13 protein-coding genes are annotated in these 14357 nt (G+C 44.6%); 6 read left to right on the top strand and 7 right to left on the bottom strand.

Annotation, left to right across the window (positions count from 1 at the left end):
• Positions 1–778: 778 nt before the first annotated feature.
• Both BBR47_RS19865 and BBR47_RS19860 read left to right on the top strand, forming a co-directional pair.
• On the top strand, positions 779–1366 hold the full coding sequence (locus BBR47_RS19865; RefSeq protein WP_015892222.1) for a DUF3238 domain-containing protein: 588 nt from the start codon (positions 779–781) through the stop codon (positions 1364–1366).
• A gap of 48 nt (positions 1367–1414) precedes the next feature.
• Positions 1415–1984, top strand: coding sequence for a GNAT family N-acetyltransferase (locus BBR47_RS19860; RefSeq protein ID WP_015892221.1), 570 nt, complete (start codon positions 1415–1417; stop codon positions 1982–1984).
• A 62-nt stretch (positions 1985–2046) separates the two neighbouring features.
• Here BBR47_RS19860 and BBR47_RS19855 read toward each other — a convergent pair whose 3' ends face one another.
• On the bottom strand, positions 2047–3507 hold the full coding sequence (locus tag BBR47_RS19855; protein WP_015892220.1) for a flavin monoamine oxidase family protein: 1461 nt from the start codon (positions 3505–3507) through the stop codon (positions 2047–2049).
• Between the two features lie 155 nt (positions 3508–3662).
• Between BBR47_RS19855 and BBR47_RS19850 the strand changes: the two genes are divergently transcribed.
• Entirely contained in the window at positions 3663–4226 is a 564-nt protein-coding gene (locus BBR47_RS19850) for a putative glycolipid-binding domain-containing protein (protein WP_015892219.1), read from the top strand.
• Between the two features lie 190 nt (positions 4227–4416).
• On the opposite strand, the gene BBR47_RS19845 is transcribed toward BBR47_RS19850, so the two are convergent.
• From BBR47_RS19845 to BBR47_RS19835, 3 genes are all read right to left on the bottom strand, one after another.
• Positions 4417–4974 carry a DUF1700 domain-containing protein gene (locus tag BBR47_RS19845; protein ID WP_015892218.1) on the bottom strand — a complete coding sequence of 186 codons (558 nt, stop codon included), beginning with the start codon at positions 4972–4974 and terminating at the stop codon, positions 4417–4419.
• Positions 4975–4977: 3 nt separating this feature from the next.
• Complete coding sequence (locus BBR47_RS19840; protein ID WP_007716392.1) at positions 4978–5310, bottom strand: PadR family transcriptional regulator; 333 nt, start codon at positions 5308–5310, stop codon at positions 4978–4980.
• A gap of 337 nt (positions 5311–5647) precedes the next feature.
• Complete coding sequence (locus BBR47_RS19835; protein WP_041749532.1) at positions 5648–6817, bottom strand: serine hydrolase domain-containing protein; 1170 nt, start codon at positions 6815–6817, stop codon at positions 5648–5650.
• 938 nt (positions 6818–7755) lie between these two features.
• Between BBR47_RS19835 and BBR47_RS19830 the strand changes: the two genes are divergently transcribed.
• Positions 7756–9777, top strand: a complete 2022-nt coding sequence (locus tag BBR47_RS19830) for an endonuclease MutS2 (RefSeq protein WP_015892216.1) — start codon at positions 7756–7758, stop codon at positions 9775–9777.
• An 80-nt stretch (positions 9778–9857) separates the two neighbouring features.
• Here the strand turns inward: BBR47_RS19830 and BBR47_RS19825 are convergent, their stop codons facing one another.
• The 3 genes from BBR47_RS19825 to murB form a co-directional block, all read right to left on the bottom strand.
• Positions 9858–11048: a multidrug effflux MFS transporter gene (locus tag BBR47_RS19825; protein WP_015892215.1), complete on the bottom strand. Its 1191-nt coding sequence runs from the start codon at positions 11046–11048 to the stop codon at positions 9858–9860.
• A gap of 187 nt (positions 11049–11235) precedes the next feature.
• Entirely contained in the window at positions 11236–11589 is a 354-nt protein-coding gene (locus tag BBR47_RS19820; protein WP_015892214.1) for a HesB/IscA family protein, read from the bottom strand.
• Positions 11590–11612: 23 nt separating this feature from the next.
• On the bottom strand, positions 11613–12515 hold the full coding sequence (gene murB, locus BBR47_RS19815) for a UDP-N-acetylmuramate dehydrogenase (protein WP_015892213.1): 903 nt from the start codon (positions 12513–12515) through the stop codon (positions 11613–11615).
• Positions 12516–12735: 220 nt separating this feature from the next.
• On the opposite strand from murB, the gene BBR47_RS19810 reads away from it, so the two are divergent.
• Both BBR47_RS19810 and BBR47_RS19805 read left to right on the top strand, forming a co-directional pair.
• Complete coding sequence (locus BBR47_RS19810; RefSeq protein WP_015892212.1) at positions 12736–13371, top strand: helix-turn-helix transcriptional regulator; 636 nt, start codon at positions 12736–12738, stop codon at positions 13369–13371.
• Between the two features lie 52 nt (positions 13372–13423).
• Positions 13424–14341: a phosphotransferase gene (locus tag BBR47_RS19805; protein ID WP_015892211.1), complete on the top strand. Its 918-nt coding sequence runs from the start codon at positions 13424–13426 to the stop codon at positions 14339–14341.
• Positions 14342–14357 lie beyond the last annotated feature (16 nt).

The raw sequence follows: 14357 nt of genomic DNA, 5'->3' as shown, positions 1-14357 counted from the left end.
AGTTCAATAAAGGGAACAAAACGAAAAAAAGCTACGATGACCATGATCGCCGTACCAACCATAATCGTAGCCGGGGAAACATCGAATCTCTCGGGACAAGTCAAGGTGAACGGACGTCCTAAAGCAGGGATCGTAGTCGTTTTTGCAACCGAAAATACTTTTGGTGTCGTAATCCCTGCCTTTACTATTACAGACGCTAAAGGAAATTTCACGGCAAAATTTAGATCGTTTATCAACCCTGATCAACCTGGATTCAGAGCAGTTATCGTCACCGCTGCACTCCCTTCTTTTCCTGGAGTCTCCGCTTCAAGTGTAATTGCAATCCTTCGAGGGCCGGGGTCTAGGAATAGGGTAAACCGACGGAAGATAGTCCAACGGAATTCAGCAAATGTAAGATCGGTTGGTAAAACGAAGCTCGCCTTACGAAAATGAAGCCCAATCCATCCAGTCATGTGGAGTGTTGCTCACTGTTAGTGCGTAAGGACAATTAAATCGTAGATGTTTCAGTGGATCCGGAAAGAAATTTAAAATTACCTGGTGATTTAGAAGACCGGGACCTCTTGCACCATAAGGGGTTCCGGTATACCATTTTGGTACTATCATCTCGCCATACAATATGACGAGGAGAAGAGAACAGCTATCATCTGTGAGTTACTCGTGTGTAAACTAAACCAGGATCATTGTAGAAAAGCGTTGCTCATGGCGGTATCAGTTCATTCCGCACCAAAACATCACATATTTGTCTTAGAAGAACAATCACACATGGAGGTGTCAAAGTATGGTGAACCTGATCAAAATCAGGGCAAGTGTATTTATCCCCTTATCATGGACGGAACCAAGGACTGATCCGCAAACAGGAAAAATCATTCAATTCGAAGGCGATTCGCGTGAATTTACCCCGTATGCGGTTAACACCATGCGTTCCAGAGTGGAGCAAGAGGTTGTCGTAGACTTTATGAAAAAAGAAATTTTTACTTATCAGAACACGGGAATCACAACAGAGAAAATCACGAATCCTGATGGCTCGATTCAGCTGCGAAAGGGAAAAGCGAGTACGGAGGGCATTTTGTGCAGGAATATGATATGGAAAACGGATGAAGAAGTGAGCTTTGAAATGAGCGCAAGTGCGAGTAATCCCCTGAATGAGCATGCACCACCGGTTGACTACTTATTGTCGGTAACGGCGAAAAGGGATGGTCTTGTGCAGATTGAAGGAGCGCATGATGGCTTCCCTTGCTTTGAGTTTTATAAGCAAACGGATTTTGGGCCGTTTGAAACGATTTATACCCATGATTTCCGTGAAACAGGTGATACTCTAGCAGCCTTGGGTGGAGAAATGGAATATCATTTTCGTAAGATGCTGTAAGTAGGCACAAAAAATCTCTCATCATACGTTTTCGAGGAGGTTCTTATCATGAGTAACCCGACGATGTTCGATCAATTCCCTGTCATCGAAACAGACAGATTGATCCTTCGACAACCTGAACAACAAGACATCGAAGATATTCTTGAAGTGTTGTCACATGAAGATGTGGCGAGATACGTAGGGATCGCGAGGTTTGAATCGATCGCAGATGCTGAAAACGAACTTCGGTGGTATCGAGACTTATTTGAACAAAAGCAGGGAATCAGGTGGGCGGTCACGGATCGTTCTACTGGAAAATTTCTTGGCAGCTGCGGCTATAAACATTATCATGCGGTACATAACAAAGCAGAGATTGGGTATGATCTGAATTTTTCGTGGTGGAATAAGGGGATCATGTCGGAAGCACTGCGGCCCATTATCGCGTACGGGTTTACGCATATGCATCTAAACAGAATAGAAGCCGACGCAGATACACGAAATACGGCATCGATCCATTTGCTCCAGAAATTTGGCTTTCAAGTGGAAGGAATCCATCGAGAAACGGAATTTGAAAATGGGATGTACATTGATCTTATGAAGCTGGCGTTGCTTCGAAAAGAATATGAATGGAATTCGTAAAAGAATCGTAGTAGATAAGTGGCGGGGGAATGTACGGAATCTTTCATTGTACAGACCTCCGCTTATTTTCTCCCCACCTCTACAGCCACGCGTACAGCAGACTCAATCGCCCCTTGAATCCAGCCGTGATGTTCATTCGAGGTGTGCTCCCCCGCAAAGTAAATTTTTCCTTCAGGCGCACCAATGTAGGGAGTTAATTCCGTCTCCTGCAACGGTTTGAAAAAGGCAAAGGCACCAGCAGCATAAGGCTGCAACGCCCAATTATGTGTGACCCCCGTTACGAAGGTATTGTACACCTGCTCCCCATGAATGTCAGCCAGATGCTTTACCGCTTGCATCACTTGTTCTTCTCTCGACATGCTGAGCCATGGCAGATCGTCATCCTCCCATGTGTAACTGACCAATACGACACCTCCGGGCTGATCAAACCCGTGGCTGGGAAAGTAGGAGAGACGAATAGGTGAATCCGTTACGGTTTGTCCGCTCCTTATTCCCTGTGCTTCCCAGAAACGCTGAGAAAACTGAATGCCTATTTTAGAGGAGGAAACATAGTGGAGTTGACGAATGGCATCCCATTTTTGATAGGAAAACAGGTCGTACGGTTCGACCTGAACAAACTGCAAGACGGTAAAAGGGATGGTAATAATCGTGATATCACCGGTCACCTGAAATCGTTCGTCTGTGTCAGTACGAACGCCAGAAATGGTTATTTGGTTTCCCGTCTGGACGATTCGCGTCATTTTATGCCGGAAGTATATATGGTCCTGTAATTGTGGGAGAAATGCCTGTGGTAGCTGGTCAAATCCCCCTGTTATTTCGTAAAAACGTGTAGAAGGATCGAACAGGATGAAGTCTCGTAGAATTTCGGGAAAAGCGAGCTCAGGGAAGCCCTCGAAGCCAGTCATGACCTTGATCATATCGATAGCAGGGGAGGATAAGGAAGGGCCAACAGGATTGAAGCGCAAGAATTGATCCATGGAAAAACGATCGTATTTTTGGACGACGATGGGCCAGTTCGTCGCTGGATTGAGTTTGATGAAGTCGATGACAGGATTAATGGCCTGACCGGCTAACTCATTGAAAGTACGGCCTTTTTCATGCGGGGCTACAGGGAAGCGGAGGATGTCGGGATTGCGTTCATAGATCCAACGTCTTGTTTTGATGCCATTTATAGAGAGGATGTCGTTGGAAGAGCTGTTGACAAATGGATGAAGGGGAAGAGAGAATTTCCTCACGTATGCGAGGGTAAGTTCGTGCGTATGAGGAATACGCATGGCCCCAGCTTCTAGATAATGCCCATGGGTAAAAGGAGAGCGCAGTGTGAAAACTCTCCCGCCTATCCGGTCCGCAGCTTCCAAAATCGTTACGTTGTGCCCTGCTGCTTTAAGCAACGAGGCAGAAACAAGACCAGCCATTCCAGCCCCAACGATGATGATATGGAGGGGGGAGTGGGTTTTTGGGAGACCGTTGCGAATAATGGACAGCATGTCAGGTTGTGTTAAGGAGAAGGAGGGATTACCCATCGATTGTCTCCTTTCCATTCTTTTCCGGTACTATGATCCTATTCCATGGATGACGCAGGTATGCGTTGTGTAAGCCGATCATACAGGGCTCTACCATTTTCATCCAAGAAATGATAGGATAGAGGAAAGGGGAACAAATGATCGGAGGGCTTCGCGTGTTACCAACGAATGTTATCTGGAAACCGACGGCAGGTGTCGGATATGAGCACTTGAGAATACGGGAGGGGTCGAACAGAATCCACGTAAATAGCATGGTGATCGGAAGGCTGGATGACGCTACCCTTACCAGAATCCAATATGAAATGGTCCTGGATTCAAATTGGGTCACGCGAGAGGTTTCAATGGGAATCATGGGGGAAGAAGGCGCTTTACATCTTTCATCGGATGGCAAGGGAAATTGGACGAACGAAACGGGTGAGCCCATTTCCGAGCTTTTTGGCTGTATCGATATTGATATTTCTTGTACACCTTTCACGAATACACTGCCAATCCGCCGGTTGTCGTATACCCAATTAGAACCTCAGTATATACAAGTAGCCTATTTCTCAGCCCATGAGCTGACGTACAGACAAGTGCAGCAGCAATATACGTTGCTAGAAAGCAAAGGGGACTCTTCTGTCTATCGATACCTGGCAGGAACATTCATGGAGAACATTACAGTAGATTCGAACGGACTTGTTCTGATCTATCCCGAACTGTTTTTGCGTGAGCAGTTGTAACGAGACAAGAAGTGATCGTTATAACTGAATGGGTTCAAGTCGTCTCAGGCAACATTTTGGAAGCAAAGGAAAGGGGTAAGGGTTTTATACCTTTTCCCTCAAAATCAGCGTTCTACTGCGTGACACACCCATAGTAAAAACGGGGTGCGGTTGGTCTATGAATGACCGCCGCGCCCCGTTCTTTTTATTATTACAATTTTATCTTTTTCTGACTAATTGCGTGTATATATTTCATTGTAAGTTTCCATAACACTTTCCCCAACAAAAACATCAACACACCACTCACAATAGAAATTGGCAAGTACTGCATTGGGCGGGTTGCTGTAAATGCTCCAAATTCGAATGTTATTCCGGCAATATCATGTCCCATAAGATACCCGATAAATTTAATAATTCCGCCTATTGGTGTAATAACTCCACTAATCATTAAAGCAATGGAAAGAGTACTGATAATCGGCAAAACAAAAATACCGCTTACGCTTGCAAAGCTGCTACAAAATGCAAATACAGCGCCGAATTTACGCCAACTAAATGTACTGTTCTTTGAAATGGCTTCACCTAAGTATGCTTTCGCTAATTCTTTTGGGTTTCCTAACCGTTCGATGATTTGCTCAGAAGATACACCATTATGTTGCAATTCAAGCATTACACTTTTGATTTCTTTTACAATGTCAATACGCTCGGGAGTGGACATAGGCTTCAAATGTTTTCCGATTTTTTCAAGATAGTCATTCATAATTTTATCCATAATTTAACTCCCCTTAATTTCTGATATAGCTGTTAATAAATTATCCCATTCTAAGGACATAGCGTTTAAGTATTCGTTTCCTTTTTCTGTAATGGTATAATATTTTCTCGGTGGCAAGCCCTCTGTACTATCTTGCCAAGATGAAGAAATATATTCTTCTTTCAATAATCTTCTAAGCAAGGGATAAATTGTATTTTCTTTTGCAGCAATAATAGGATACTGCTCTAACTTACTTATGATTTCATACCCATAATATGGTCGTTGCTTTATTAGCAATAGAATACAAAAATCGAGTGTTCCTCGCTTAATTTGTGATTTCCAATCTTCTACATTCATGTATTGTACCTCCTGCATATACATCGTACAACACAGTACTTCGTTAATCAATAGTATATCAGAATCTTTTTATTCAACGTAATAGAGATATTTTGAAAGAAATAGAGTACCAACAACCGCCGAACGCAAGCAGAAACAGCGGGCAATGTTACGCATTAGTGGCGCATAAGCCCTTGTATAGCGCGGGTTTTCCGGGCGCGTTTTGAGAGGGGCAAGGTTTAAAAAGTTGCCGACGAAATCCCAAAAATCCCCAAATCCTTTTTTGAAAGTAAGTTGGGGATTTTGAACCAGAAAGGTATATTTTACTATAAAAACTATTACAAAATTTCCCTTTTTCCTACTTGCTAAATTCAGAAAGTAAAATATTTGTAAAAGGATTAGGACTGTTATCTCTACCTAAACTGTTCAAACTGACGACCAACGTATGCTTGCCTCCAAGTGTACCTCCAGCAAAAGTAGAAAACCCTAGAATGCCACCTGTGTGTCCCCATATCGAGACACCGTTTGGAAGCTTAAATTCAATGATTCCAAGACCATATCCATCCATTCCTGCTTTTCCTGTAGGAACTGTAGTAAGCATTTCTTTTAGTTGCTGTTCCTTTAGTAATTTGCCACCGAGCAAGGAAGAGAAGAATTTATTTATGTCGTCAGCAGTAGAAATCATATCTCCAGCCGAGCTACCTGCACTTGGGTTATAAAAAGTAACGTCTTTTATCTCACTTGCTTCGTCTGGTTGAGAATATCCCCGAGCATGCTTGGTGCCTGGAATAACGCTTGAATTGCCAGGTAGGAATGTATCCGACAATTCAAGCGGTTCAATAATCCGATTTTCAATCTCTTCCGCGTAGCTGTTTCCGGTTACTTTTTCAATAAGAATCCCCAGTAATACGTATCCTGTGTTTGAATAAGACCATCTCTTTCCTGGGGCAAAGTCTGGGGGCAGAGAAATCCCCATCTTCACTATTTCTTCAGCCGTATACGATTTTTTTGTATCCATAAAATCAGCGTCTTTTGACCTTGAGTATTCAGCGATCCCACTTGTATGATTCAATATTTGCCGGATGGTAATCTGTTTACCATTATATCCGTTTCCTTGAATGACACCAGGCAACCATTTTTCGATGGAGTCGTCTAGATTCAAGCGGTTCTCTCCAGCTAATTGAAGTACAACCGTTGCGGTGAACGTCTTCGTCACGCTACCAATGCGAAAGCGAAAATCTGTTTCCATTGGTTTCTTTGTGCTCAGATCCGCTACCCCAGCCGCATAACCCCACGTTTTTCCACCCTCAGAAGTTTTAGCAAGTATCCCCGGGAATCCCAGTAGCAATGTTTCCCGCATTGCTTGCTCGACGGAATTATGATCTCGTTGAGTGCTTGTTTGTAACGAACTAGATACATTTTGAGTGGGCTCTGCTTTTACAATTGAGGTTGGCGATGTGTATAGCAGGGAACTTCCAGTTATTACAAGGGCCATACTTGCAACTATAATTTGACTATGTATTTTCATAAGACATTCCTCTTCTCTATTCATATTGTATAGGTGGTTGCTTGTTGTTCCCTATTAATCACACAGCTATCATCTCCACCAATGACAAAATCTCATCATTAAGTTTGTAATCATCTTCATAATTGTTTTACCAACGCCATTCTGTCCTAACAATCGGTAAATTCCTCTTTTTTCACATGTATGTTCCCCCCTAAATGCCTTCTTTTCCTTGAAATACTCTTGTAAACGGGTTTGTTTTTCATATATACGTTATATCTGTTCTGCCTTTCACGCCTACCTCCTGTATATACATCGTACAACACAGTACATCAATTAACAACAGTATATCAACTTTATTCAACGTAATAGAGATATTTTGAAAGAAATTCAGTATCAACAACCGCCGCGCCCCGTTCTTTTTTTGCGCTTATCGTATAAGAGGTTCTGGCCAACGCGAAAAAAGAAAAGCTGACCCTCGCCATTCCATACGGAATCGGCTGCGGATTAGCAGGTGGAGACTGGGATGTGGTACGTAAACAGCTTGAAGATATTTTTGCTGGTTATGGTGTGAAGCTGTACAAATTCGAAGCGGATTGACGCCAGAGTATCACATGCGCTATAGTAAAAAGAACCATATCTAGGGAGAGATGTTGATGTCGGCGGTCGTTCTTAACTAAAGCAATTCCATACAAAAGGTCTAGATTCAACCTTTGAAATTTTGCCATGTAGCAAAGTTTCTTTGTGCTGGGTGATAATCGGCCTTGGAATTAGTTAAGAACAACGGATATCATACAATGCCTTAGGTGAAAATCCTATCATTGCGCCCAAAATCCGTGCTGTGTTCAGCGCGGTTTTTTATTTGGTTGCGTTTTGTTTAGGTATCCCAAAAAAAGGGCGGAGAATGACATTTGTTCATTCTTCGCCCTTTTTTATTTTCCATAAAAAAGGAGAAATCAGCCATGAATGAAAAAGCATTACAGCGTCTCGAATACGACAAGATCAAAGAAAAGGTAATGGAATACGCTTTATCGTACGCAGGGAAAAAGCATGTAGAACAAATGATGCCGATAGACTCTGCCAAAGTAGTGCGTAGTAAGCTGGACGAAACAGCAGAAGCCAAGAACATCCTGCAAAACGGAGCCAGTGTACCAATTCCCGCGCTGGAAGGGATGGAGAAGATCCTTTCCCTCTTGGGGACGGGATATGTCTTTGGCGTAAACGATTTTACAAATCTGTACTTGTTCCTAACAAGTTGCTCACAACTAATGAAGTACATGGCGACAAAAGCACAATTGGCGCCACGGGTAAGCACCTATGCAGCATCGATGTACGACGCCACAAAATTGAGAAACGAAATCGAACAATGCATCCGTCATGGGCAAGTTGTCGATTCGGCCAGCAAAGACTTGTTGAAGGTGCGTAAACGCATTGTCGTATTTGAAGAGCGCCTGAAAAGACAACTGGATTCGATCGTGAACAAATATCGTTCGATCATGCAAGAAAATGTGATTAGTACACGCAATGGACGTTATGTCATCCCCATCAAAAAAGAACATCGCAAGCAAGTGGCTGGCAGTGTCTTAGATGAATCAGCGAGCGGTCAAACCGTCTATATGGAACCGACGGAGATCAGCACCGTACAGTTCGAGCTGACAGCACTCAAGGCAGAGGAAGAACGTGAAGTAACAAAAGTTCTGATGCAATTGTCCGCGTTCGCAGAAGAATACACCCATGAACTCACCGTGAATGTCGAGACCGTTGGAATGTATGACTTCCTTTTCGCAAAAGCGAAGTACGCATTGGCAATCGGGGGCGCGAATGTCGAACTAAACGAAAAAGGGATCCTCGATGTCAAGGAAGCACGGCATCCGCTACTCGGCCCGAAAATGGTGCCGCTGCATATGAAGATTGGTCGAGAGTACAAATCGCTGATTATTACAGGTCCCAATACAGGCGGAAAAACATTGACGTTAAAAACGATCGGACTGTTAACCATGATGGTACAGTCGGGTTTGCTCGTACCCGTACAGGAAGGCAGTCATTTCTCCATTTTCCGCAACATCGCGGTAGATATTGGCGATGGGCAGAGCATCGAGCAAGCGTTAAGTACGTTTTCGGCGCATATTCATAACGTCCTGGAAATCTTGAAAATTACCGACGCCTCGACTCTCGTCTTGATTGATGAGATGGCTACGGGTACAGATCCAGGAGAAGGAGTCGCCTTGTCGATTGCGATTTTGGAGGAGCTGCACCGAAGAGGCGCGACGGTAATCGTGAATACACATTTTAACGAAATTAAAAATTTTGCCTCCGCAACTGCCGGGTTCCAAAATGCACGAATGGAATTTGACGAGGAGACCTTGCAGCCCCTATATCGCTTGCGAATCGGAGAAGCTGGCCAGAGCTACGCATTCCTGATCGCATTGAAGTTGGGTATCCCGTCTGAGATGATTCAGCGTTCTCGGGAAATTACTCGGAATGGGTTCATGACGACGACTACTACTTTGGAAAGGCTGGAACCATACCAAGACGTCGAGCAGGAAGCGGATGAGGCTTCAAGCTATGTGGAGACACGAGTAATAGAAAAGTCAGAAGAAGTGGAAGTTGAAGTGGAAGTGGAAGAGGAAAGACGAGAGGAGCTTCCACGGGAGATTTCAGAAGAAGCCGTAGTCACATCAGCCACGCCAAAGCGTGACAAACCATTTGCTGTTGGTGATTGTGTATTTATCTCCTATCTGGGGAGAATCGGCATCGTGTTTAGTGCGGAGGACTCCAAAGGTATCGTTGGCGTCATGATTCAAAATCAGAAATATAAAATCAACAAAAAGCGCCTCGTCTTGCATATTGAGGGCAAAGAACTGTATCCGGCGGATTATGACATGGACATTGTTTTCGAGACAAAAGAGAACCGGAAGAAACGTAAAATGATGAGTCGCAAGCATGTCGAAGGACTAGCGATCGAGACGAAGCGGGAGGAGTAATGAGTATGGGCAAAAAGCCGATTTTCTCTAAGAGAGAATCGGCTTTTTTGACGTTGAAGTTGCTGAACAGAGCGAATAGGCTATTTGGCTGTATGGCTAATCGTTATTTGTTTACTTACAAGCACCATCATGATCGCCAATAGCAAGAAGTAGATAGGCATGGTGACCAGCGAGCCGTTATGAAAATAGCTCATGCCACTCGTGATGAGACTGACGATGAGATAGTAGCCCAAACCAAAAATGGCGCCAGCAGTTCCGAGTACATCACCGTAGTGGACAAGAGCTAAACTCAGGCAGTTTGGAATCGCGATCCCAATCCCCAGCAAAAGGGTAAAGAGAGAGGCTACCATGATCACCATCGAGACAACGGAAGGACTCGCGCCATACAAAGTGAAGCTTGTAAGGCATACTGCCCCAAACGTCGTTACCAGCGAGCCGATTAAAATTAGGCTCTCAGCCGGGTATTTGGTTAGCAGTTTTTTCGAGAGCATTGCCCCGATCACAGAGGCCAAAGCTACGAAAATACCCAATAACCCAAACAGACCAGGCGTCATGCCGAAAAAACCAATGAAAATAAATGGCGCTTCGGCATAGTAACTGAACAACATGCCATTTGTTGCCCCGATTAAGAAGCCAAAAGCCCAAATCCTTTTGTCCGTAAAAAGGCGTTTGGCTACAGCTAGCGTGCTTATCTTTGAAGCTGTAGACGTTTTGGTCTCAGGCAACGATACAAATGCGTAAGCAAAAATCACTACGCTCATTGCGATCAGCGTGAAGAAGACAGCCTGATAGCCAAACGATTGATCCACCCAACCACCGATTAAGGGGCCAATTGCCGGCGTAAAAGCGAGAGCAGCGGAAATCTGAGCAAAAACAGCATGCCGCGTGGTGGTATCGGTACTCTCTCGTAGGATGGTTTGGGTCACCACCGATCCTGCACTCGCACCGAAAGCTTGGATGAACCGACTCCATAACAACCAGTCAGCCGAATCGGAGAGGTAGCAACCCAAGCTGCCAAGTCCGTAAACGAAAATTCCCCAGAGCATGGCAGGGCGTCGACCGATAGAGTCAGAGAGTCTTCCCCAGCAAAATACACCAAAGGCAAAGCCGAGGAAGTAAATACTGAGTGTCAGTTGGATCATATTGTTACTGGCATGAAGACTATTGGCGATATCAGGTAACGAAGGTGTGTAGATCGTTTCGCTAATTTGCGGAAAACCCACCAGGATAATCAACAGTAGTAAAGATGGTGTTGAGATTTTTCTATTCACTTGTACATTCCCCCTATATTCCGAAAATCTCAAACAGCGTAGGAGGGAGATTACGGGATAGGGGGTTTACATTTTATCAATCTGGAAAATGAAAGCATATTGTCACCTTACATAATGAATAGGGGGAAATTTTTCAATAGAATAGCATTTATTAGGAAGCGGTGACAAGTCATTTTCGTCTGGTAGTTTACTCACACTTTTCTCTTTTCCCACGCTGTAGGGCTGTACGGAAGCTGCTTCCACAGCCGCAGGTTGCAATTGCATGGGGGTTTTGGATCGTAAATCCACCCATCATTCCTGTTTCTTTGTAATCGATTTCGACGCCATCGACATACGGATAGCTTTCCGGATTGACGACCAGCTTCACACTATCCATATCGATTGTAGTGTCGCCTTCTTGATACGTATCATCAAAACCGAGTCCGTAGGTCATCCCGGAACAGCCTCCGTCCTTTACGCCAAAACGAATGAAGAGAGTAGAGCTTTCTTGTTCGAGCATATGTTGAAGGCGAGTGACGGCAGCTTCGCTTATGTGAATCATTGTGAGGCCTCCCTTTGTTATTTTTACTGTTCTCCTACGATTACAACCTCAGGTACAAGGTAAATGCCTGATTGGCTGTGAACCTTTTCCTGGATCTGCCTCATGAGTGTCCATACATCAAGTGCAGTCGCATTGCCAGTATTCATAATAAAATTGGCATGTTTGCTCGATACTTCCGCGCCTCCGTACCGCATGCCCTTAAGACCAGCATCTTCAATGAGCTTTGCCGCAAAATGGCCCGGAGGATTTCTGAATACACTACCCGCACAGTCGAACGGCAGAGGCTGTGTTTGTAAACGTTTTTCTTTATAGCGGTTCCATTGGAGCTTGATGCTTTCGTTGTCGCGCATAGTCAGCTCAAAAACGGCTTCCGTGATAATCGCATTAGCATCTTGCAAGGAAGAGTGGCGATAAGAAAAATCCAAATCTACGTCACGCAAGGAGCGAATGGCTCCCGTTTGCGTGATTACTTCAGCTGAATGGAAAATGTCCGATATATCCGATCCGTTCGCGCCTGCATTCATATACACGGCTCCGCCTACAGACCCGGGTATTCCACCTGCGAACTCCAAGCCACTGAGCCTGTGCTTGTTTGCCAATGCTGCAAGCTTGATCAAGGAGTAGCCAGCCCCTGCGTAAATCTGATTTCCCACGATTCGGGCATAGTCCAAAGCCTTGTTTAATTTGATGACCGCGCCACGATAACCCTTGTCTGTGACTAAAAGGTTGGAGCCCTTTCCCATCACCATCCATGGAACATGATGTTCATTCAGGATTTGTAGGACCATGATCAGTTGGGATTTGCTGCTCGGTGTAATCAGTAAATCCGCAGGTCCGCCAACTTTCCAGGTAGTATGTGCCGCCAAAGGCTCTTGATAAGTCACTTCGACCTGTCGTTCACGGAGAAGGGAGAATACAGGTTTCATTTGTTTCACCTATCCTTCTTGAAAAAAACACCTTGCACTTCAATCACAGTATAGGAATGATTTTATATATATTCAACTAAAATGTTTAATAAATTGCAGTTGCGTAGCTTTCGTGATGAACAAAGAATGTCACTTTATAAACATGTTTGTTGAATTAGTTATACAAAGGACATATACTGTGAGCGTATCGTTCTTTTCCAAATAAAGGGGCGAAGAGAAAATGGAGAGATATAGACACCTATCCACACGTGAATACATTCTTTTGCTGCTGAAAAGGGAAGGGGAGCTCAGCACAAAGGATTTGCAAAACAGGCTGGAGCTCACAAAGGTAGCTGTCAGCAGGCAAATGATCTACTTGGAAAAAGACGGTTTTGTTGTTTGCAGAGTAGGTCGTCAAAAAGCAGGCAGACCCATGCACTACTACTCGTTGACACAGCAAGGTAACGAACAATTTCCGAATGATTACGGGCAATTGGCCGTGGATTTGATGGAGCATATCGTGCTGGCCGACGGGGAAGACCGTGTGGATCAATTTTTTGCAAGACAGCAAGAGAAGATTATCCAGAAATACGAGGGACAAATGGAAGGGAAAACGCTATCTGAAAAGGTGGCAGAGATGGCGCGCATCCAAGATGACAACGGATTTATGGCGAGATGGGAACAGGTCAGTGATGAGGAATATGTGATTACACAGTACAATTGTCCCTATTTTAAAGTAGCAGATCGGTATCAGATGATTTGTGCAAGAGAGCTTGCTTGTTACCGAGAGTTACTCCAAACGAGCGTAGAACGGACGGAATGCGTGGCAATCGGCGGAAAGAGATGTGTCTATCAGATTCGTGCTACACAATCGTAGCTGTAAGCATTATCATGGCAGATGAAACGACGAAGGGGAGGGAACGAAAATAATGACCAACGCGAATCCATGGGATGCTGACTGGGAAGTATCTGAACCATTGGTACGCACACTCATCCTCCGTCAGTTTCCGCAGCTCTCCTCTATGCCCATCAAGCTGATCGGCTGTGGTTGGGATAATATGGTCTTTCGAGTGGGGGACGATTTTGTTTTCCGTTTTCCCAGGCGGAATGTCGCTGTGGAATTGATCAAAAAGGAAGGGATGCTGCTGCCAATGCTTGCGGCATTCCTGACGTTACCGTATCCGAAGCCAGTTTTTTATGGAGAACCAACCACCGACTACCCATTCCCTTTTTTGGGGTACACGTATCTTCCAGGAACGTTTCCAAAGGGCTTGACCGACGAGCAGCATGCTTCATCGGCAGTGGCCCTTGCGACGTTTTTAAAAAGCTTACACGCGTTTCCGACCCAGCGTGCCCGCGAGAACGGGATCGAGCAAGATCATAGGAACCTCCTGGACATTGCACAGAGAAAAGAAAAAATGCAGACGTTCTTGTCTACCTTGGCTGTACATATTTCTGGAGAAGATCGGGATGCGATCGCGAATTATTTACGACAAGTCGTGATAGACCGAATAAGTCCGCGTGAAGTGCTGCTGCACGGAGACCTCCATGTGAAAAATATGCTGGTAGATGAAGCCGGGCAGATATCAGGCATCATTGACTGGGGAGATCTCAATGTGGGGCATCCAGGAGCGGATTTAAATGTGGTCTACAGTTTTTTACCGCCACATGCCCGCCAATCGTTTTTCCAGGTGTATGGAGAAGTGGATGAAGAGACAAAAATATTGGCCAGGATGATGGCTGTGTACATTCCGATGCTGCTTTGGTTGCAAGCCATTGATCACAAGGATGAGATAGTAGCAGAGGAAGCAAGAATGACGATACATCGAGCACTCGCTGACGAATAGGGCATCAGTAAACGAT

It is taken from the genome of Brevibacillus brevis NBRC 100599 (assembly GCF_000010165.1).
GTDB lineage: Bacteria > Bacillota > Bacilli > Brevibacillales > Brevibacillaceae > Brevibacillus > Brevibacillus brevis_D.
Note: the sequence above shows the minus strand (reverse complement) of the source record. Positions and strands in the feature narration are given on the sequence as shown.

Coding starts and splice junctions, on each gene's coding strand:
- BBR47_RS19860 (WP_015892221.1), top strand. CDS start 1,415: ATGAGTAACCCGACGATGTTCGATCAATTCCCTGTCATCGAAACAGAC.
- BBR47_RS19820 (WP_015892214.1), bottom strand. CDS start 11,589: ATGATTCACATAAGCGAAGCTGCCGTCACTCGCCTTCAACATATGCTC.
- BBR47_RS19805 (WP_015892211.1), top strand. CDS start 13,424: ATGACCAACGCGAATCCATGGGATGCTGACTGGGAAGTATCTGAACCA.
- BBR47_RS19840 (WP_007716392.1), bottom strand. CDS start 5,310: ATGAATGTAGAAGATTGGAAATCACAAATTAAGCGAGGAACACTCGAT.
- BBR47_RS19865 (WP_015892222.1), top strand. CDS start 779: ATGGTGAACCTGATCAAAATCAGGGCAAGTGTATTTATCCCCTTATCA.
- BBR47_RS19830 (WP_015892216.1), top strand. CDS start 7,756: ATGAATGAAAAAGCATTACAGCGTCTCGAATACGACAAGATCAAAGAA.
- BBR47_RS19810 (WP_015892212.1), top strand. CDS start 12,736: ATGGAGAGATATAGACACCTATCCACACGTGAATACATTCTTTTGCTG.
- murB (WP_015892213.1), bottom strand. CDS start 12,515: ATGAAACCTGTATTCTCCCTTCTCCGTGAACGACAGGTCGAAGTGACT.
- BBR47_RS19845 (WP_015892218.1), bottom strand. CDS start 4,974: ATGGATAAAATTATGAATGACTATCTTGAAAAAATCGGAAAACATTTG.
- BBR47_RS19855 (WP_015892220.1), bottom strand. CDS start 3,507: ATGGGTAATCCCTCCTTCTCCTTAACACAACCTGACATGCTGTCCATT.
- BBR47_RS19835 (WP_041749532.1), bottom strand. CDS start 6,817: ATGAAAATACATAGTCAAATTATAGTTGCAAGTATGGCCCTTGTAATA.